Below are 19,612 nucleotides of genomic sequence, written 5' to 3' on the forward strand. Positions count from 1 at the left end.
GATACCTTTGCCTTGATACCCCGTCTTCGATACCCTTGAACCTGAGACGCCTTCATGCCTTGCGGGCCCTTGCGGCATCCCTCCTGCGACGGGGTCTCGCCCCCGGTGGGGAGCCCTGGACATCGCCGCGCCTTGGCGAAGCGCGACCACATCCGGATAGAACAGTCTAGCGCGTTTTTCTGACGTGCAACTTTATCCCTTCGGGTGTCACGCGCCGGAGGCGGTCAATCCCGGCCCGGCCGCGGCCGCCTCCACCCGCTCCACCTGTCCGTGGGCGAGGACGATCACCTGCGCGAACAGGTCGAGCGGCTCCCCCGCGTCCAGCACCACGAGGGTGGTGCGTCCCGTCCGCCCCGCGAGCACGGAACCGATGAGATGGCTCTGCTCGGCCGGGGACAGGGGCACCAGCGCATCGTCGATGACGAGGATGGACGGGTCGGCGAGCAGGCAGCGCGCCAGCGTGAGCTTGCCGCGCTCGGCCGCGGACAGGGGCAGGCCGCCTTCCCCCACCGCCACGTCGAGGCTGAGGCGCTCCACCTGGCCGATGAGGGCATCGAGCGCGAGGCATTCGCGGACGATCTCGTCCACCACCGCCGCCGCGCCGGCGCGGTCGGCGGCAATGCGGCCGAACAGCAGATTGTCGCGCACCGTCAGCGCCCGGCAATAGGAATCGGGCTGGTAGCGGGCGAGGGGGATGCCCGATACCTCCCTCAGGTGCGCGAGCTGGGCGCGTCCTGCCAGCGCCCGGTCCTGCCAGTCGTCGTCGATGAGGCCGAAGCGGTGGCGCGGCTCGCAATAACGGCCGGCGATGCGCAGCAGCAGCGCCCGCTCGTCCGCAGAGGGGTCGTCGTCGATGCGGGTGGCGAGCACCTGCGCCTCGCCCATCTCTTCGGTCCGCAGCAGGCCCTTGGTGTCGATGCCGGCCAGGTCGTCGGGACCACCGGCCAGTTCGGCCAGGATGCGCAGGGCGGAGCGGCCCAGCGCGGTCAGGTCTCCGGCGAGTCCGGCTTTCTCCAGCAGCGGCAAAAGCCCCGGCTCGGCCAGGAGGGAGGCGGCGCCGCGGGTGTGGTTCACCGGGGTCGCGAACAGGATGTTTTCGGCCAGCGTCATCCAGCGGTTGAAGGCGGCGAAGCGGAACGGCTCGATCAGCACCCGCCCGGTCTGGTCCTGCCGCTGGGCGATGGCGTCGGTGACCGCCGCCCGCAGGGAGACGATGCGCTCCGCCAACGTCGGGGCCTGGTCCGGATCGAGCCGGCGTTCGAGGCCGAGCCGCACCACGAGATCCCCGAGACCCGCCCCGGCGAGGGCGGCCAGCGCCTTGCGGTCCAGAGCTGCGGGATCCACGCCCTCGTCGGCAAGGCCGAGGGCGTTAAGGTCCACCGCCTCCTTCAGGGTGCGGCCCGGCCGGCGCTCCAGCGCGAACAGGAGGTTGGTCCGCAGCGTCCCGGTAATGACGATGGGATCGCCGCCCGCATAGGCCACGTGCCGCCCGACCACAGCCTCCGGGACGCTGGCAAGATCATGCCCGCCCATGCGCACGGTGCCGCTGTAGAGCGAGATGGCGCGGCCGCACACCCGGGCGACCGCGTGCTTGCCGCCGGCATCGGGACCCTTCAGCGCCACCGCCGTTCCGGCAGGGACCTCAAGGCTCACCCCTTCCAGCAGCAGGCTGCCGGCCGGGTCCACCACGCCGAGGTCGGCCACCTTGATGCTGCCGTCGAACGCGGGTTCCGCGCCGGACGGCAGGTCCTGCGAGCCCCGGGGCCAGACCTCGCGGGTTTCAAGGTAATAGCGGGCGAAATCGTAGCGCACCTGCGCGATCAGGCGCTTCTCGTCCCAGTCGATGAGTTCCTTGAGCGGCTCGGGGATCTGGCCGTAGGCCGCCACCACCGCCACCAGCTGGCCGATATTGATGGCGCCCGACAAGGCCAGCCAGCCGCCCACGGAGTAGAAGACCAGGGTGGGCACGTCCGACATCAGCAGGTTGAGGACGCGGTCGGTGAAATTCTGCCGCTTCAGGTCGAGGCTGGCCTCGGAGACGACACCGAGGCGGTCGTCCACCGCGCCGCGCTCGAACGGGCTGGTGGCGAAGCCGTGGACGAGGGGCAGGCGGTCGATGCCCGCCATCACCCTTTTGCCGAGGGCCACCGCCTCGCGCTGGTAGACCTGCAGCTTCTTCGCATTGTCCGCCCGCTGGATGCCCAGCAGCACATAATTGAGCGCCAGGATGCCGATGGCGAAGCCGCCCAGCACGGCGTTCTGTGTGAAGATGAGCAGCGTCGCCGAGCCGATCAGGCCGGCCGACTTCAGCGGCTGGGCGAAGGCCATGCCGGCGAAGGGGGAGATGGGCCCCACCTCGAACCGCATCATGTTGCCCACTTCCAGCGCCTTGCTCTTCATGGGCGCTTCGGGCCGCAGCCGCTGGATCACGTCGAACAGCTGCCGCCTCAGGCCGACGATGATGCGCTCGCCGAGGCGCGCCTTCGCCATCTCGATGAGGCGGGTGATGTGCTGCTGGATCAGCTGCAGCGCGAACAGCACCGCGGCGAGCCCCGCGAGCAGCCCGAAGGCGCTCACCTCGAAGCCCGCAGAGCGGAACAATACGAAGCCGCCCAGCGCATCGGGCAGGCCGATGTCGAGCTCAAGCAGGCGTGGAACCGTGCCGCCGATGGCATCGGTCACGCCGTTGACGATGAGGCGCGGCAGCTCCAGCGAGGCATAGTTGAAGGGCAGCAGCAGCAGGACGAGGGCGAACAGCTTGATGTGGCTCGCCGGGGCAACCCGCCAGAGGTAGCCGAGCACGTCGCGGGGCAAGGCGCCTTCGGGTGCCGCGCCGTGCCGTGCCGGGTGTTGCGTTTCGGTTTTGGGAGGGGTGGAAGGCACGCCGCTCATGAAGACGTTTTGCTGACGCCGCGGCCGGTTTGCAAGTGCGAAGCGTGGGGCGGGCCTTCTCTATCCGGGGCTTGCCGAAGGGGCTGGGACAATGGAGGCATTATAGCACCTCTCCGCATAGAGCGCGTAGAAGCGGGAGAGGCGGCCCGGGCCTTCGCTGGCCAGTGCCTCGGCGAGGATGCGAGCCTCATCGAAGCGGCCGGCGCCATAGCTGGACATGAGCAATCCGTGTCGCCGGGCAACGCTCGAAAAGGCATCTGAGCCGGCGAAGGCGGCATCCCCCGCCAGCAGATAGAGCTGGCTTGCCCGCGACTTGCCCTTCAGCATCAGAAGATCGGCCTCCAGGAAGGGCAGGTCGGCCACGGCGGCGCGCGTCGCCTCGGAGACCAGGATGTCCACGCGCATGGACTTGGTGGCCCCCTCGATGCGAGAGGCGAGGTTCACATCATCGCCGAGGCAGGAGTATTCAAGCCTCTGGTCCGAGCCCAGATTGCCCACGCAGCATGGCCCGGTGGCCAGTCCGATGCCGCAACGCACCGGCGAGAACGGCCGCCCGGCCGCCTCCGCCTGCCGGCGCCACTCCACGTTCAGGGCATCGAGCCGCGCCGACATGGCGAGCGCGCACAGGGCCGCGTTGCGGGCGTGGGCCGGATCGTCCATGGGGGCGTTCCAGAACGCCATGATGGCGTCGCCGATGTATTTGTCGATGGTGCCGCCATGGGCCAGCACCACCTCGGTCATGGGGGTGAGATAGGCGTTCATGAAGCGGGTGAGGGCCTGCGCGTCCATGGTCTCCGACAAAGAGGTGAAGTCGCGCAGGTCGCAGAACAGGATGGTGATCTCCCGCGTCTCGCCGCCCAGCACCAGGCGTTCGGGATGGTCCGCCAGCTTCTCCACCACCTGCGGCGAGACGAAGCGCCCGAACACCGAGCGCACCCACTTCTTCTGTTGCTGCTCCTCGCGATAGAGCGCCAGCACCCCCAGGAGATAGACGCCGAGCACCGCCCAGCCCGGCCCCATGGGATCGAGCAGCAGGTCGAGCCTTGTGAAGGCGAACCATGCGCCCGCCGCCAGCGCCGCCACCACCAACGCTCCGGCCATGCCCGCCACCACCGGGGAGACGCGCGGCAGCACCAGCGCCAGCAGCAGGCCCAGTACCGCAGTGAGCACCATTTCCGCCCCGCGCGCCCAGTCCGGCCGCACCAGATTGGCCCCGGTCACCATGTGCTCGATGAGTTGGGCCTGGATCTCCACGCCGGCCACTGCCGCGTCGATGGGGGTGGCCCTTGTATCCATGAGGCCGGCGGCGCTGGTGCCCACCAGCACGATACGTCCCTCCAGCTCCTCCCTTGGAACAGTGCCGTCGAGCACGGCGGCGGCGGAGAGGAAACGGCGCGGGTCGGTGGGAGTAAAGCGCACCCGCACTTCCCCCTGGGCGTCGGTGGGCACGTCGAGGGCGCCGATCTTCACCGCGGTGATGCCGGACTTGGTGCCGAAGCCCTCATCGCCGCTGGCGTTGGAGGCACGCACCACATAGGTGGTCGCGCCCTGCGCCACCCTCAGCACCTCGGCGCCGAGGCCGGGCACCAGCTTGCCATCAAGGGCAAGCAGCAGGGGCACGCGGCGCACCACCTGGTCGCGGTCGGGCAGCCAGTTCAGCGCGCCAATCCCTTTTGCCGCCGCCGCAAGGCCGGGCAGGGGCGCCACCGCCCCGGCAAAGCGCGGTACGAAGGCAAGCGGATCGTCGCCGGCGGCGGCCATGCCCCATTTGACGGGGTAGTTCGCGCCGGCGGGCCCACCGGTGAGCACCGCCCCCAGCACGGACGGGCTTTCCCCAAGGGCGCGGGCGAGGATCGCGTCATTGCTCTCGCGCCCGGCCAGCGCGGTCTGGACCGGCGCGCGCACGTCCTCGGGCAACAGGCCCACCACGGCGGCGGGGTCGAGCCGGTCCGGCTCGGAGAACACCATGTCGAAGGCGATGGCGGCGGCGCCCGATGCCGCCAGTCTCTCCACCAGCTTGGCCACGGTGGCGCGGGGCCACGGCCATTGGCCGATGCGGGCGAGCGACGCGTCGTCCACATCCACCACGCGCACCGGCAGGTCGGGGTCGTAGGCGCGCGGCGCGGCGCGCTGGTAGAGGTCGAACAGGCCATTGCGCGCGTCCGCCAGCGGGCCGGGATCGGCGCCCATGACGAGAAGGCCGGCGGCGAGGGGGCCGCCCACGGCAAGCCAATAGAGGCGGGACCACATGCGGCCGGCGCGCTTTCGCTGGATCGAAGGGGTGGATCGAACGGCGCCAGCCTAGAGCAAATCGGCGTCGATCGGAATCGGGGGGCGGGGAGGGGCGGGAGAGGGAGCTTTTCCAGCTCTCCCGTTCAACAGAGCGAAGGCTGGCGGCGGGCCGTCTCTCCCCTTTGCCGGCGATCGGTGCTATCCAGTCGCGATGATGCGTTCTCCGGTAAATAAAGTCCCGGCCGACGACGGGCCGCATGTGCATCCCGCCTCGGTGGTCTCCGCGCTTGCGACCCTCGATGCGGAAAAGGCCGGCCTTGCGGCCCTGGCCGAGGCCATGGCGGGGTCCCTTGGTGCGGCCTTCGACGTGGCCGTGGCCACCATCCAGAATTCCCACGGCCGGGTCATCGTCACCGGCATGGGCAAGAGCGGGCATGTGGCGCGCAAGATCGCCGCGACGCTGGCCTCCACCGGCACGCCGGCCCATTACGTCCACCCCGCCGAAGCCAGCCACGGCGACCTGGGCATGATCACCGCCGACGACGTGATCGTGGCCCTGTCCTGGTCCGGCGAGACGGTGGAACTGCACGATATCGTCGACTATTCCCGCCGTTTCGACGTGCCGCTCATCGCCTTCACCTCCAACACCGAGAGCGCGCTGGCCTCCAGCGCCAGCGTGGTGCTGAGCCTGCCGGTGGCGCAGGAGGCCTGCCCCCACGGGCTCGCCCCCACCACCTCCACCCTGATGCAGCTGGCGCTGGGCGACGCGCTGGCGGTGGCGCTGCTGCAGAGCCGGGGCTTTACAGCCCTCGATTTCCGCCAGTTCCATCCCGGCGGCAAGCTGGGCGCGAGCCTGAAATTCGTGCGCGACGTGATGCGCCAGGGCGATGCGGTGCCGGTGGTGCCGGCCGGAACCCTCATGGGCGCCGCCCTGGTGGAGATGAGCACCAAGGGCCTCGGCTGCGTGGGCGTGGTGGGGCCGGACGGCGCGCTGACGGGCATCGTCACCGACGGCGACCTGCGCCGCCACATGGCCAACGACCTGCCGACCCGCGCGGTGGAGGAGATCATGACCCCCGCGCCCAAGACGGTGCGGCCGGACCAGCTCGCCTCCGAAGCCCTCAACATCCTCAACAGCCGCAAGATCACCGCGTTGATGGTGGTGGACGGCAAGGCGCCCGTGGGCGTGCTGCACATCCACGACCTGCTGCTGACCGGCATCGCCTGAGGATCACGCGACCCTCGGCGCATCCCCCGGCCGGGTCGCGATCAGGTCGCGCAGGGTGAGGAGGGTGGCGGCATCGGCCACGCCGTCCACCTTGGCGGGGCGGAAATGGCGCTGGAAGGCGGCCACCACCTCGGCCGTGGCCGCGTCATAAGCCTCGGTCGGCGCGATGCCGTAGCCGTAGAGTGCGAGCATGGCCTTCAGCGCCGCCACCGGCTCCCCCGCATCCCCCAGCATGAAGAAGCGCCCGCCCTCAACCCGCGACGGCGCCACCAGATGGCCGATGCCGGCGGCGTGCAACGTGTCCCACGGGAAGTTCTCCCCAGGATCGCGCTTGCGGGCCGGGGCCACGTCCGAATGGGCGAGCACACGGTCGGCGCGGATGGCGTGGCGGGCGAGGATGTCGGCGCAAAGGGCGATCACCGCAGCGATCTGCGCGGCGGGGAAATCCGGCAGGCCGAAATCATGCCCGCCATTGACGATCTCGATGCCGATGGAGCGGGAATTGATATCGGTGACGCCTTCCCAGGAGGAGCGGCCGGCATGCCAGGCCCGCGCAGCCTCGGCCACCATCTGCACCACGCTGCCGTCCTCGCGCACCACATAGTGGCAGGACACCTCGGAGGAAGGCGTGCGCAGCAGGTCGATGGCGGCGTCGGCGCTCGCCATGCCGGTGTAATGCAGCACCAGCATGTCCACCTTCGCCTTGCGCGGGCCGAAATTGGGCGACGGCACAAGGCTGTCCACGCATGGGCTGTCGGGGGCGGAGAGAAGCGCCGGCATGGGCGTGTCCAGCGAGGTCATGCCAGCCTCCGCTGCCGGGTGATGAGGGAATAGGCGGCATTGAGCGCCGCCACCCGGTCGTTGGCGAGCTTGATGGCGGCGGGCGGCAGGCCGCGCCCGGCGATCTTGTCGGGGTGGTGGCTCGCCACCAGCGCCCGCCAGCGCGCCTTCACCTCGTCGTCGGAGGCGCCGGGGTCGAGGTCGAGCACGGCATAGGGATCGCCCGGCCGGCGCACATGCCGCGCCTCGATGCGGGCATAGGCGGAACCGGCAAAGCCGAGGATACGGCCCACCTCCTCCAGGAACACCAGTTCCTTCTCGTGCAGGGCATGGTCGGCCTTGGCCACATGGAACAAGGCGTCGAGCAGATCCTCGCGGGTGTCCGGATCGTCGGCGAACATCTGCGCCACCTGCCGGGCGTAGGCCGCGAAGCCGGCGGTGTCCTGCTTGGCGAGGTTGAAGAGGCGGGCCACGGCGTCAAGGTCCTCGGGCGGGATGTCGAACACCTCGCGGAAGGCCGCAACCTCCGCCGGCACCACCACGCCGTCGGCCTTGGCCATCTTGGCCGACAGCGCGATGAGCGCCACCGAGAAGGCGGCGGGCTTTGCCGCGGGCGCGAGCAGCAGGCGGTCGAGGGCATGCCCCGCCAGCGCGCCGAGCAAGGCGCCGAGCGGCCCGCCCAGCACAAATCCCATACCTGCTCCCCCGATCAGTCCGTAGGCCACGCGTTCCTCCGCCGTTGCTGCGTTGCAGCTCATGCAATTCCAGCAAAAGTGTGCAGCGGTTTTGCGTCTGGAGTTGCGTAAAAAACAAAGAGATGGAGCATATCCGGTGGATGGGAGTTCACCGGATATGCTCCATTGCGGTGTCGCGGCGCTCTCAAGACGGATCAGCCCAATTCGAAGCTGGTGATGCCAAAAATCCGTGCGAGCGGCAGGTCCGGGGCCGGCCCGCGATACATGCGCGCGGTCTCGAACACCGGGGCAAGGCCTGCCCCTTCGGCGAGGGCGCGGGCGGCGGCATGGGGCTCGGGCACGTCGAGGAACACCGGACCGCCCTGCGCGGTGGCGACCAGCGTTCCGAAGAGCGCGGCCGCCGCCTCCGCGTCATCGGCGAACAGGGGCCCGATCTTGTGGCCCTCGCGGCAGCGGCGGATGACGCCGTAGCCCTTCACCGCGCCATCCGCGACGAAGGCACAGGCGCGGCCGAAGGGTGGGGCAAGCCAGACTTTCAGGAAATCGGGGCGGGCAAAGCCGAAGCAGGCGGCATCCAACACCGTCACGCCGTCGAGATGGGCCGGCGCCAGGTCCACCACGCGGGGATCGGGCGCGCCGGCCGGCGCCATCCCGCCATAGCGGATGTTGCGATGGGCGAGCACGAAGCCGGAGCGGGCATAATTCTCCTGCTGCGCCAGCACGCCGTCGAGGCCGACCGTGCCCGTAATACCGACAGGCAATGGGCTTGCCTCATCGCTCGTCGGTACAAGCCCGCGCGGCGCCTGAGAGGGTGTAAGGCCGGCGAAGGTGTCCTGCCACAGGGCAAAGCCCAGCCCCTGGCCCCGCAGGTCCGGCCGGCAGATGTAGAAGCCGACGAAGGTGAAGCCGCCCGCATAGGCGGTGGCGGAGATGACTGCCGCCATCGCGCCATCGCGGAACAGGCCGCGGAAGGCGTTTTTGTCCTGTGCAAGGAAGGCGCTCGCATCGGCGAGGCCGGGGTTCCAGCCTTCCCGGGCGGCCCAGTCCACGGCGGTTTCCACCTCGGCGGGATCAAGGGTGCGGATGGTGGTCATGGCGTCCCCCTCTGCCGTCAAGGTCGTGTGTCCCGGCCGACTGAAACGCAGCGTAGCGCAGTGGAAGGAGAGCCGGGACCCAGCGCGATAAGTGCCGAAGGCGCCTTATGGGACGGGCGCTCGGCTTTGCCTGCTGCGCAGCAGTTTTGCGCTGGACCCCGGATCGGCGCTCCAGCTGCGCTGTCGCTGGTCCGGGGAACGGGGGGCCTGCGTCAAGGCCGGTCCGCCTCACTCCTGCCCGCTCACCGGCGGCGGGGCCTCCCGCGCCACGGTTTCGAGGAAGCCGGCGAGGTCGGTGGTGATGTGGTCCACATAGGCGTCCTCGCGACCTTCGAACTCCCAGCTCTCGCGGGCGGCGATGGTCTCGCCGGGCGGCACCACCAGCACGGTGACCATGCCGAGCCGGTGCGGCACCTCCAGGTTGCGGGCGAGGTCCTCGAACATGGCCGAGCGGGTCGGGTCCACGCCGTGCGCCCTCAGGAAGCGCAGATAGGCTTCCTCGGTGGGCTTGGGGTGGAACTCGGCGGCCACGATGTCGTGCACGGCGGCGAAATGCGCGTCCATGCCCAGCTTTTCCAGCACGTTGCGGGCGTGGCGCTCCGAGCCGTTGGTGTAGACGATCTTCGCCCCCGGCAGCGCCTCGATGGCGGCGGCGAGGCGCGGCGAGGCGTCGAGCCCGGACAGGTCCACGTCGTGGACGTGGGCGAGAAAGGCGTCCGGCTCCACCCCGTGCTCGATCATCAGGCCGCGCAGGGAGGTGCCGTAGCGCCGATAATAATCCTTCTGGATGCGGAAGGCGTCGTCGGGCGGAATGCCCAGCAGGTCGGAAATGTAGCCCTTCATGCGGGCGTCGATCTGGGACCACAGGTCGTGGTGGGCGGGATAGAGGGTGTTGTCGAGGTCGAACACCCAGGTGTCCACCGCGTCGAAGACAACGGAAGGCGGAACGGGAAAGGGGCTTTTGGGAGCAAGGGTCATGAAACGCCGCGGCTGGTACGCTTTCGCGCCGCAGATTGCCGTGCGCGGGACGAAAACGCGTGGAAACAGAAGTCGAGCCTCGCGGACCGGCGAAGCACAAAGCCGCCTCGTGGGCGGGCCGCCGCATCCGCGCGGCGCAGCATGCCTCAGAAGGGGCCGCGGGAATAGATCTGGCCCAACGCGGCTTCCAGCTGCCCGATCCGGCTCTTGTAGGCGGTGGCGAGGCAGCCGGTATCGCCGCCGCAGGTGGAGCGCTGCGCCAGCCAGGCCCGCTGCGCGTCCTGGATCATGCCGCGCTGGCCCATGGCGACGAGCCTGGTGAGGACGCCGTAGAGGGTCGACATCTTCACGTCGAGCTGGGCGAGGTCGCAGCTGTCGCAGACCGCCTTTTCGTCCGCCGCGCGGGCGCTCGCGCAGTCGAAGCTTGCCGCCCCGGCCGGGGCGAGCGCGAGGGTGAGGAACGCCGCGGCAAGCGCCGCTGGGGCGGTTTTCGACAGCAGGCGGACGGGCGAGAGCGACATCATGTTTTCCTCTCCTTGGATGCTTCCTGCGGAGCGAAGGCCGGTCAGGCGAGGGCCACCGTGTCGCCCACCGCCACCCGCCCGGAGCGCACCACCTTGGCATAGATGCCACAATCGGTGTGGCCGTAGGCCGCCATCAGCCCTTTCACCACATTGAGGTCGCGCGCGGCGGTCGCAGGGTTCACGTTCACGGCGGCGCAGCGCTCGGTGCGCTTGAGCACGGCGATTTCGGCCTCTCCGATCTTCAGGTGCCGCCCCTCAAGCGCCAGCTCGGTGCCGGCGGGCCAGCCCTCCAGATGCAGGTTCATGCGGAAGCGCCGGGGGTCCAGCGCCGCGCCCATACGGGCCTCCAGATCGCGCACGCTGTCGAGATTGAGCAGGGACAGGAAGCCCGAGCGTCGGGAATCCATGAAACGGAAGCCCTCCGGCGCGGTGAGCAGCCGCAGCGGCCCACGCGCCTCCTCGCCCATGTAGAAGGTGAGGAAGGCTTCCACCTCGGCCCGGCCGTCCGCCGTGGAGAGGTCGGCGCGGACCGCCTCGTGGCCGTCGAGGGAGAGGGAGAGCGTTGCCGTTTCCGGTTCATAGCGGGAGGCGAGGCCGGCGAGGCGGGCGTTGCGCATCAGCATGAGGTAGTCGGTCTTGGGCCGGTAGGCGGGGGCGTCGGGGTCGAAGCCGCTGGGGCCATTTTCCACCGCATAGAGCCGGTCGCCGGGGAAGAAGGCGCCGGCCTCCAGCGTCACCACCTCAACAGCTTCCGGCGACAGGCCCTTCACCGGATGGCGGTAGATGGCCTTGAGCATGGCGGCGGGCGAGACGGGCGCAGGGGGCACAGGCGCGGGGGGCACGGGTGCAGGCATGGCGATCTCTCCGGTTCAGGCCCGCCCGTCCCATGCCGGGCGTCGACGGTCAAGGCCTCCGAAATTTCGCCTGGATCAAGGCGCGGCGGGCGGATCGGTCCAAGCTACCAGAGATGAGGAAACGGGGCCGGGCCTTGTGGGTGCAGGATCGACGCGAAATCAGCGCCCGCCCCCTTCCGTTGCCGCGAGGCCACACCCACATGAGGCACGGCACAGGTTTGTTCCACCTGTGCGGCGGTAGCCGGGGATGCCGGGACCGTGTCCCACCGTGCCCCCTATGCTTCCTGAGAAGGTACCGGGCGCGAGAAGGAGGAGAGACATGAATTTTGAGATCTATACCGAGCGCGCGCGCGGCTTCGTCCAGTCGGCCCAGTCGCTGGCCACCCGGGAGGGCAACCAGCAGTTCACGCCCGAGCACCTGCTTAAGGTGCTGATGGACGATCCGGAGGGCCTGTGCTCGGGCCTGATCCAGCGCGCGGGCGGCAATCCCGTGCTGGTGCGCGCCGAGGTGGAAGCGGCGCTGAAGAAGCTGCCGAAGGTGGAAGGCGGCTCCGGCCAGGTCTATGTCAGCCAGCAACTGGCCAAGGTGTTCGAGACGGCGGAGCAGGCGGCCAAGAAGGCGGGCGACGGCTATGTCACCGTCGAGCGCATGCTGCTGGCCCTGACCATCGAGAAGGACACCGAGGCGGGCCGCATCCTGGTGAAGGCCGGCCTCACGCCGCAGGCCCTGAACGCGGCCATCGAGGCCCTGCGCAAGGGCCGCACCGCGGACAGCGCCACCGCAGAGAACGCCTATGACGCCCTGAAGAAATACGCCCGCGACCTGACCCAGGCCGTGCGGGACGGCAAGCTCGACCCGGTCATCGGCCGCGACGAGGAGATCCGCCGCACCATCCAGGTGCTGGCGCGCCGCACCAAGAACAATCCCGTGCTCATCGGCGAGCCCGGCGTCGGCAAGACCGCCATCGTGGAAGGGCTTGCCCGCCGCATCGTGGACGGCGACGTGCCGGAGAGCCTGAAGGGCAAGAGCCTGCTGGCCCTCGACATGGGCTCCCTCATCGCCGGCGCGAAATATCGCGGCGAGTTCGAGGAGCGCCTGAAGAGCGTGCTCTCCGAGGTGGAGGGCGCGGAAGGCGGCATCATCCTGTTCATCGACGAGATGCACACCCTGGTCGGCGCCGGCAAGACCGACGGCGCCATGGATGCGTCCAACCTCCTGAAGCCGGCCCTGGCCCGCGGCGAACTGCACTGCGTGGGTGCCACCACCCTCGACGAGTATCGCAAGCACGTGGAGAAGGACGCGGCCCTGGCCCGGCGCTTCCAGCCGGTCTTCGTCGCCGAGCCCACGGTGGAGGACACCGTCTCCATCCTGCGCGGGCTGAAGGAGAAGTACGAGCTGCACCACGGCGTGCGCATCACCGACAGCGCGCTGGTGTCGGCGGCGGTGCTGTCCAACCGCTACATCACCGACCGCTTCCTGCCCGACAAGGCCATCGACCTGATGGACGAGGCGGCCTCGCGCCTGCGCATGCAGGTGGATTCGAAGCCCGAGGAGCTGGACAGCCTCGATCGCGAGATCATGCGCCGCAAGATCGAGCAGGAGGCCCTCAAGAAGGAGACCGACACCGCCTCCAAGGACCGCCTGAAGCGCTCCGAGAAGGAACTGGCCGATCTTGAGGAGAAGGCTTCCGTCCTCACCTCCAAATGGAAGGCGGAGAAGGAGAAGCTGGGCGCCGCGACCACGCTGAAGTCGAAGCTGGATCAGGCGCGGGCCGACCTTGCCACCGCGCAGCGCCACGGCGAATACCAGAAGGCCGGTGAGCTGACCTATTCGGTCATCCCCGAGCTGGAGAAGAAGCTCGCCGAGGTCGAGAAGGCGGGTGCGGCCGGGCAGATGGTGGAAGAGGCGGTGACGCCCGACCACATCGCCGGCGTCGTTTCCCGCTGGACCGGCGTGCCGGTGGACAAGATGCTGGCGGGCGAGCGCGAGAAGCTGCTGCGCATGGAGCTGGAACTGGCCAAGCGCGTGGTCGGCCAGTCGGAGGCGGTGGCCGCCGTCTCCACCGCCGTGCGGCGGGCCCGCGCCGGGCTGCAGGATCCGAACCGGCCCATCGGCTCGTTCCTGTTCCTCGGCCCCACCGGCGTCGGCAAGACCGAGCTGACCAAGGCGTTGGCCGAATACCTGTTCGACGACGAGACCGCCATGGTGCGCATCGACATGTCGGAATACATGGAGAAGCACTCGGTGAGCCGCCTCATCGGCGCGCCTCCCGGCTATGTGGGCTATGACGAGGGCGGCGCCCTGACCGAGGCGGTCCGCCGCCGGCCCTACCAGGTGGTGCTGTTCGACGAGGTGGAGAAGGCCCATCCGGACGTCTTCAACGTCCTCCTGCAGGTGCTCGACGACGGGCGGCTGACGGACGGGCAGGGGCGCACGGTGGATTTCCGCAACGTGCTCATCATCATGACCTCCAACCTCGGCGCCGAATTCCTGGCGGACCCCCGCCAGCCCATCGGCTTCAAGGTGCCGGGCCATGAGGGCGACCAGGTGGTGACCGACGAGGAAGCCTACGAGATGGTGATGGGTGCGGTGCGGCGTCACTTCCGCCCCGAGTTCATCAACCGCATCGACGAGATCGTCATGTTCCACCGCCTGAAGCGGGAGCAGATGGACCACATCGTGGACATCCAGATGGGCCGGCTGCGCAAGCTGCTGGAGGATCGCAAGATCACCATCGAGCTGTCGCCCGAGGCGCGGGCCTTCCTCGCCGAGAAGGGCTACGACCCGGCCTATGGCGCGCGTCCCCTGAAGCGCACCATCCAGAAGCTGGTGCAGGACCCCCTGGCCGAGAAGATCCTCGCCGGCGACATCCTGGACGGCGCGACGCTGAAGGTGGGCCTGGACAACGGCCAGCTGACCTTCGCCAGCGAGGCAGCGCCGGTGGATCAGGCGGCGTGAGGTTCATGGGGCCGGGGCGGGTGATGCCCCGGTTGGGAAGGATGGCCCCCGGCGTGATGCGCCGGGGGTTTTTTTTGTTGGGCCACGCTTTCATGTCTTGTGAGTTCCGAGCGGACTCCGATTTTTCAGGGCATTGCAGACATTCAAGCTCGTGAGCTACTCGCGCCCTGCCCCATAACGTTGATCTCGGCTGCCAGAGCAACGCCTCTGCTCCTCTAATGACTGATTCAGACTTTGTTGGGCGCCAATTTCGATGCAGAGTTCCTGCAGTCAGGATGGACGTCCAAGCTGGCGTCACCTTCACCAAAGAGACGTAAATTTGAGCAGCTACGCGCGAGCGGCGGACTGCATCTGGATGAGGTTCTGGAGCTCAGGTCAACTGCGTCGAAGAAAGATCGGGGTTCGCCGTGGTTCACCCAGATGCCCCTATTCCGTTACGTGTACGAGACGAGTAAGCTCGGTTCATTAATGGTTTTACGAGATCGTCAGGGGTGGGGGGCAGCATGTACGAGTTTATCAAGACGCAAATTGGTTCAAACTATTTTCAGCAAAGGTTCGCGAACGATGGTCAGCGATTCGTCGCATGGTACCTGCGCAATATCCTCTTCCGCGATATGAACGAGACCCGCGACGACATCACTGACGGTGCCGACGACAAACAGATCGATGCCATTGTAATCGATGATGATAGAGCGCTTGTGCACATTGTGCAGGGCAAATTTATCCAAGGTGGTGTGGTTGATGCGGAGCCTTTGCGTGAGGTGCTTTCATCTTGGATTCAGATCAAAGATTTGGCTCGCCTTCAAAACGTCGCGAACGGCAAACTGCAGCGCCGACTGTCCGAACTCGCCGTAGCCCTCGATGAGGACTATGAAGTCTCGTTCGAGTTAATCACCACCGGGACACTAACACAGGCCGCGCAGCACGATCTGGAAGCCTTTCAGCAGGAACTCGCGAGGCTTAGCGAGAACAACAATTTCGATGCGACCATTCACGTAATTGGAGAAGATGAGCTGCGACGGCGCTATGATTACGCTCTCGAAACGGACAATCCAAGTATTAACTACAAGCTTCCGCTCACAGGCGTCAAGTACATATATCAGGAAGTGGCGGGAACGCCTGTTCTCATTGCGACACTTCCACTGAAAGATTGCATCAAGTTCCCCGGAATAAAGGATGGAACTCTGTTTCAGAAAAATGTGCGACAGAGTCTGGGGTCGAGCAATGTGGTCAACAAAGGTATCAGAGGTACAATTCTAGGCGACAAAAAGTCTGATTTTTTCTTTTTCCACAATGGAGTTACGGCGCTCTGCAGCAAAATGCAGATCGACGGCGATGTCTTGATCCTGTCAGGACTCAGTGTCGTGAATGGTTGTCAGTCGTTGAATACAATTCTCTCGTGCAGCGAGACAGTCAAGAAGTTAGATGATGCGTTCATTTTGTTTAGAATATACGAGATTCCTCAGCGTGACCGTGCCGACAAAATATCAATATACACAAATCTGCAGAGCGCGGTGAAGGCGCGCGACCTGCGCAGTAACGACAAGCGCGTACTCGCGATTAAGAAGGCCTATGAGTTGAAATATCCATCGGGATATTTTATTTCTAAGCGCGGCGAGAGCGCTCCCGCGGATCGGGATAAGACGCAGGTCGTGGAGTTGTCAGGGTTCGCCAAGAATCTAATTGCATGGCATTCGCAACGCCCGAACCTGTCTTATGGCGAGACTAAGATTTTCGATAAATATTTTGAAACACTGTTCAGAAACAAGGATTATGCACCTGAGAACGTGCTCGCGCTGAATGCATGGATGAATGAAGTTCTGAAGACTTGGGTTAGTGCCAATCCACTCAACATGAATGAGACTCTACTCGCTATGCGGGCCTACGCTCCATATCATCACCTCTATGCTGTCTGTATGTGTTTCTCGATTAGTAACAATCAGTCAGAAAAAGTGCCAAGCCCGAGCAAAGCGTACGCGGCAGCTAGCGACGCGGGTATGGTGCAAGAGTTGGTCAAGGTGGCGGGAATCAGCCTGAACATGGCGCTGGAAGCTGCCGCCAACGAGCCGCAGCCTGCAAATCGGGTGTTCAGCCCTCAGAATTGGGTCAAGACAAAAAGCTGCCTCTCTGGCATAAATGGAGCTGTCCGTAACTATTTCAACATGCTGCCGATGATGCCAGGCGGGGGTGAGATTAAGCAAAAGCTGTCGGCTGCGACACGACTAGGTCCCGAGGCCTTTGAATACCGCTGGTCCGCAGACTGAGGGCCGGGAGCAGACATCATAATTAGCGGCCCACGGAAAAGTCCATGTGATTTGGACCGCTTCCGCGTCGTAACGGGTCGTCTCGCTTTTTGGATTTCCTCTGACCTCCCCCCATGCCCATCCCCCTCGGCCTCCAGCACGCCAACACAATTTCGCGCCGCCATCCGCCATCCGCGACGTGGCGTCGGCCCTGCGGCGGCATGTGGATGAAGACACATTCGACCGCGTCCTCGCCACTCTGCCCGAGGGCGCGGCCGCCTTCTGGGCGGTGTGACGGGCATCGCAGCCCGCCGGCGCGTTGGCCGCATCCGCCCCGCGATGAACGGCGGCGCGGCCTCTGGTATCAGTTGCTGGCGGCTTTCTTGGCCCCGGCGCTGGCGCTCGCCACCTTCGGCGGCACCGGGGCGTGGCTCAGCAGCGCCTCGATGCGCTCGCGCTCCTTCTTGAACTCGGCGAGGAAGCGGCCATCCAGCGCCCGGCCGCGCGGCAGGCGGATACGCATGGGGTCCACGAAATTGCCGTTGATCTTCACCTCGTAGTGAAGGTGCGGCCCGGTGGAGAGGCCGGTGGTGCCGATATAGCCGATGAGCTGGCCCTGGCGCACGGTCATGCCCTCGCGGATGCCGCGGGCAAATCCCGACTGGTGGGAATAGGTGGTCACATAGCCGTTGGCGTGCTGGATCTCGGTGTGCTTGCCGTAGCCCGACTTCCAGGTGGCATAGATGACCGTGCCATTGCCCGCCGCATAGATGGGGGTGCCGATGGAATCGGCCCAGTCCACGCCCGTATGCAGCTTGGAATAGCCGAGGATGGGGTGGCGGCGATAGCCGAACGGCGAACGCATGATGCCGCCCGCCATCGGCTTTCTCACCAGGAACTTCTTCGCGCTCTTGCCGTCGTCGTCGTAATAGTCGACCACGCCGTCGTCGGCGGTCTGGAACCGGTAGTAGCGCCGGGTTTCCCTGTTCACCGTCAGCGCCGCATAGAGCACGTCGTTGGCGGCGCCCGGATCGTCGGAAAACAGGATCTCGAAATTGTCGCCCGGCCGCACCCGGCGCTGGAAATCCACGTCGAAGGAATAGACGCGGATGATATCGGCGATGACGCTGCGCGGCACTTCGTTGCGCAGGCAGGTTTCGTAGACACTTTCGTAGAGGCGGATGCCGGGCCCGCTGTCGTCGTCGTCCGTGTCCTCGGAAATGCCGGCGATCTCGGTCTCGGACGGCTCGGGGACGTTCACGAACGTGTCCTTGTCCGACAAAGCGACGGTGCCCTCGTGACCGAGGTCGCTGAAGATCGAGACGCGGAGCGGCCTGACCTTCTTGTTCTCCTCCTGGAGCAGCATGCGCATGCGCAGGCCGTCCTTCACCTGGCCGTCGCGGCCCCGGCCGAAGGCGGCAGCAGCGGCGCGGGCATCGTCCTTGGCGACGCCGTTGTCGATCAGGATGGAGGCGATGGTATCGCCCTTCTTCACCACCACGGCGGTGTCGGACCAGTCGTTGCCGCCCGAGGTCTCGTCCGAGGTCTTGGGCACGAAGCTGATATTGCCGGGCATGGCCTGCTGGGCCGGCAGGCCGGGGGCATGGGCGCCGGGCACCGCGCTTCCCGGCAGGCCGGCCCGATTGCCCAGGGCGTCGCCCATGCTGGCGTAGGACAGGTACGGCGTGGGGGAGGCCGTGGGGGCAAAGCCGGGCCCGCCGACGATGGCGGGGGGCAGGGTCCCCGCATCGGCCATCTGGCTGCCCTGGCCCGGCTGGGCGCGGCTCAGCTCGGCCACCTCGCGCACCTTCACCAGCACGTTTTCCATGGGGGTCGCCGCGCCAAGCCTGGTGCTTTGCGGCAGGCTCGACAGGTCGCGCATCACCAGGGTGACTTCGCCGGTGGGCTCGGCCTGGGGCGCGGCCTCTTCCTTGGAGACCGATTCGGCCACCACCTGGGCAGGGTTGAAGCGCGGAATGTTGGCCGAGACCGACGTGGTGCTCATGGCCAGATTGGCGGCGACGCGGGTGAACGGCCGCACCTTGATGATCTCGCGGTCTCCCACCTTGGTGGCCGTGGAGACGCGGAAGGTCTGGCGCGCAGAGGCGCTGTCGCCGAGCAGGGACATGCGGTCGCCCTTGCGGGCCGAATTCACTGGTCGCTCGCCAACCGCAAGGGCGCCGCGTATGGCGTTGCGCACTTTCTCGGGCATCAGGGCAAAGCGATGTTCCCCATCGAGCGCGGCATAGACGGCGCCGCCCATGAGAAAGGATCCGCACAGCGCCGTCAGAAGCGTCGCCGCGAACCAGCGCACCGAGACCCGGCGCCGGTCGATGTCTTCCTCATCGCCATCCACCCCGAGCGGGGGATCGTCGCCGAGCCCGGCTGCGCTTGTGGCATCGCGCCAGGCTCCGGCAGATCGTCGATGCTGCAAAATCCGTCCCTTCAGCTGAGCGCGCGCCGGCCGCGCAAGGGTCCGCGCCAACCGGCGCGTCCTCTTCTGTAAAGTTTAAAGACCGATGCACCGATCAAACCGGCAACGGGTCCAATTCAATCGGGTCCGGCTCCAAGGCTTGACTCTACCCAAGACGTAAAGCGGACCATGCCTTTCGCCTTGCGACCCGTCAATGTCGGGCCGCATGTGAGGGGCAGGTCGCGGCGAAAGCATGGCAAGCAGGCCCCGGCGGGCCGGGCCAAGAGCGTCTCGCGAAAACGCCCCGCGCAGAAAACGCCCAACGCAAGTACTAGGTACGCGCGCGCACGCGAGCAACACCACTCACCCTGACCACTCACCCTGCGCCGGCAGAACCATCCGGAGGTCGGGCTGGCATTGCTGCGAGCGGGAAAGGGGAAGGGGAAGGGGAAGGGGGAATAGGGGAGGAGAGGGGAATAGGGGAGGGGAGGCGCCTCCGTTCGCTGTCGATGGCCGAAATCCGATCAGCGGCGAGATTTCCGAATCTCTCTTTTCGGCTCGGCCGGCCCACAGGGTGCGGGAGGCGGCGACCGCAGTGCGAGTTATGCACAGGCATAAAACCATTGCACTGCAACATTTTCAGCCAAATAGCCGGCCAACATTTCCACAGCGTCATACCGGTGCAATTATCTGCTGGAGGCACCCTGTTGACACGCCGGG

Annotated in this window: 12 protein-coding genes; 3 read left to right on the forward strand and 9 right to left on the reverse strand. The window is 66.9% G+C overall.

The features are described 5' to 3' along the window. Positions 1-207: 207 nt before the first annotated feature. Both V5F48_RS15975 and V5F48_RS15980 read right to left on the reverse strand, forming a co-directional pair. Positions 208-2,814: an ABC transporter ATP-binding protein gene (locus V5F48_RS15975; protein WP_394259492.1), complete on the reverse strand. Its 2,607-nt coding sequence runs from the start codon at positions 2,812-2,814 to the stop codon at positions 208-210. Positions 2,815-2,952: 138 nt separating this feature from the next. Next, positions 2,953-5,142, reverse strand: coding sequence for a CHASE2 domain-containing protein (locus V5F48_RS15980; RefSeq protein ID WP_394259493.1), 2,190 nt, complete (start codon positions 5,140-5,142; stop codon positions 2,953-2,955). A 196-nt stretch (positions 5,143-5,338) separates the two neighbouring features. Here V5F48_RS15980 and V5F48_RS15985 point away from each other — a divergent pair, with 196 nt between their 5' ends. After that, positions 5,339-6,352, forward strand: coding sequence for a KpsF/GutQ family sugar-phosphate isomerase (locus tag V5F48_RS15985; RefSeq protein ID WP_394259510.1), 1,014 nt, complete (start codon positions 5,339-5,341; stop codon positions 6,350-6,352). A 3-nt stretch (positions 6,353-6,355) separates the two neighbouring features. Here the strand turns inward: V5F48_RS15985 and V5F48_RS15990 are convergent, their stop codons facing one another. The 6 genes from V5F48_RS15990 to V5F48_RS16015 all read right to left on the reverse strand — a co-directional run bounded on the left by V5F48_RS15990 (position 6,356) and on the right by V5F48_RS16015 (position 11,277). Then, complete coding sequence (locus tag V5F48_RS15990; RefSeq protein WP_394259494.1) at positions 6,356-7,153, reverse strand: N-acetylmuramoyl-L-alanine amidase; 798 nt, start codon at positions 7,151-7,153, stop codon at positions 6,356-6,358. Beyond that, entirely contained in the window at positions 7,150-7,857 is a 708-nt protein-coding gene (locus V5F48_RS15995) for a TerB family tellurite resistance protein (protein ID WP_394259495.1), read from the reverse strand. Before V5F48_RS15995 ends, V5F48_RS15990 begins: the two co-directional genes overlap by 4 nt. 164 nt (positions 7,858-8,021) lie before the next feature. Then, the gene (locus V5F48_RS16000; RefSeq protein WP_394259496.1) at positions 8,022-8,921 is read right to left on the reverse strand and encodes a GNAT family N-acetyltransferase; all 900 of its coding nucleotides are present in this window, start codon (positions 8,919-8,921) and stop codon (positions 8,022-8,024) included. Between the two features lie 228 nt (positions 8,922-9,149). Continuing rightward, positions 9,150-9,899 (reverse strand): pyrimidine 5'-nucleotidase, encoded by a 750-nt coding sequence (locus V5F48_RS16005; RefSeq protein ID WP_394259497.1) that lies wholly within the window; start codon positions 9,897-9,899, stop codon positions 9,150-9,152. A 146-nt stretch (positions 9,900-10,045) separates the two neighbouring features. Beyond that, positions 10,046-10,423 carry a lysozyme inhibitor LprI family protein gene (locus tag V5F48_RS16010; protein WP_394259498.1) on the reverse strand — a complete coding sequence of 126 codons (378 nt, stop codon included), beginning with the start codon at positions 10,421-10,423 and terminating at the stop codon, positions 10,046-10,048. Between the two features lie 41 nt (positions 10,424-10,464). After that, entirely contained in the window at positions 10,465-11,277 is an 813-nt protein-coding gene (locus tag V5F48_RS16015) for an MOSC domain-containing protein (protein WP_394259499.1), read from the reverse strand. A gap of 319 nt (positions 11,278-11,596) precedes the next feature. On the opposite strand from V5F48_RS16015, the gene clpB reads away from it, so the two are divergent. Together clpB and V5F48_RS16025 are read left to right on the forward strand one after the other, a co-directional pair. Then, a complete protein-coding gene (gene clpB / locus V5F48_RS16020) occupies positions 11,597-14,236 on the forward strand; it encodes an ATP-dependent chaperone ClpB (RefSeq protein WP_394259500.1) in 2,640 nt (879 codons plus the stop codon). 503 nt (positions 14,237-14,739) lie between these two features. Further along, complete coding sequence (locus V5F48_RS16025; RefSeq protein ID WP_394259501.1) at positions 14,740-16,500, forward strand: AIPR family protein; 1,761 nt, start codon at positions 14,740-14,742, stop codon at positions 16,498-16,500. Between the two features lie 343 nt (positions 16,501-16,843). Here V5F48_RS16025 and V5F48_RS16030 read toward each other — a convergent pair whose 3' ends face one another. Beyond that, positions 16,844-18,913: a M23 family metallopeptidase gene (locus tag V5F48_RS16030; RefSeq protein ID WP_394259502.1), complete on the reverse strand. Its 2,070-nt coding sequence runs from the start codon at positions 18,911-18,913 to the stop codon at positions 16,844-16,846. Positions 18,914-19,612: the final 699 nt, after the last annotated feature.

It is taken from the genome of Xanthobacter autotrophicus ATCC 700552 (assembly GCF_043194565.1).
Lineage (GTDB): Bacteria > Pseudomonadota > Alphaproteobacteria > Rhizobiales > Xanthobacteraceae > Xanthobacter > Xanthobacter autotrophicus_F.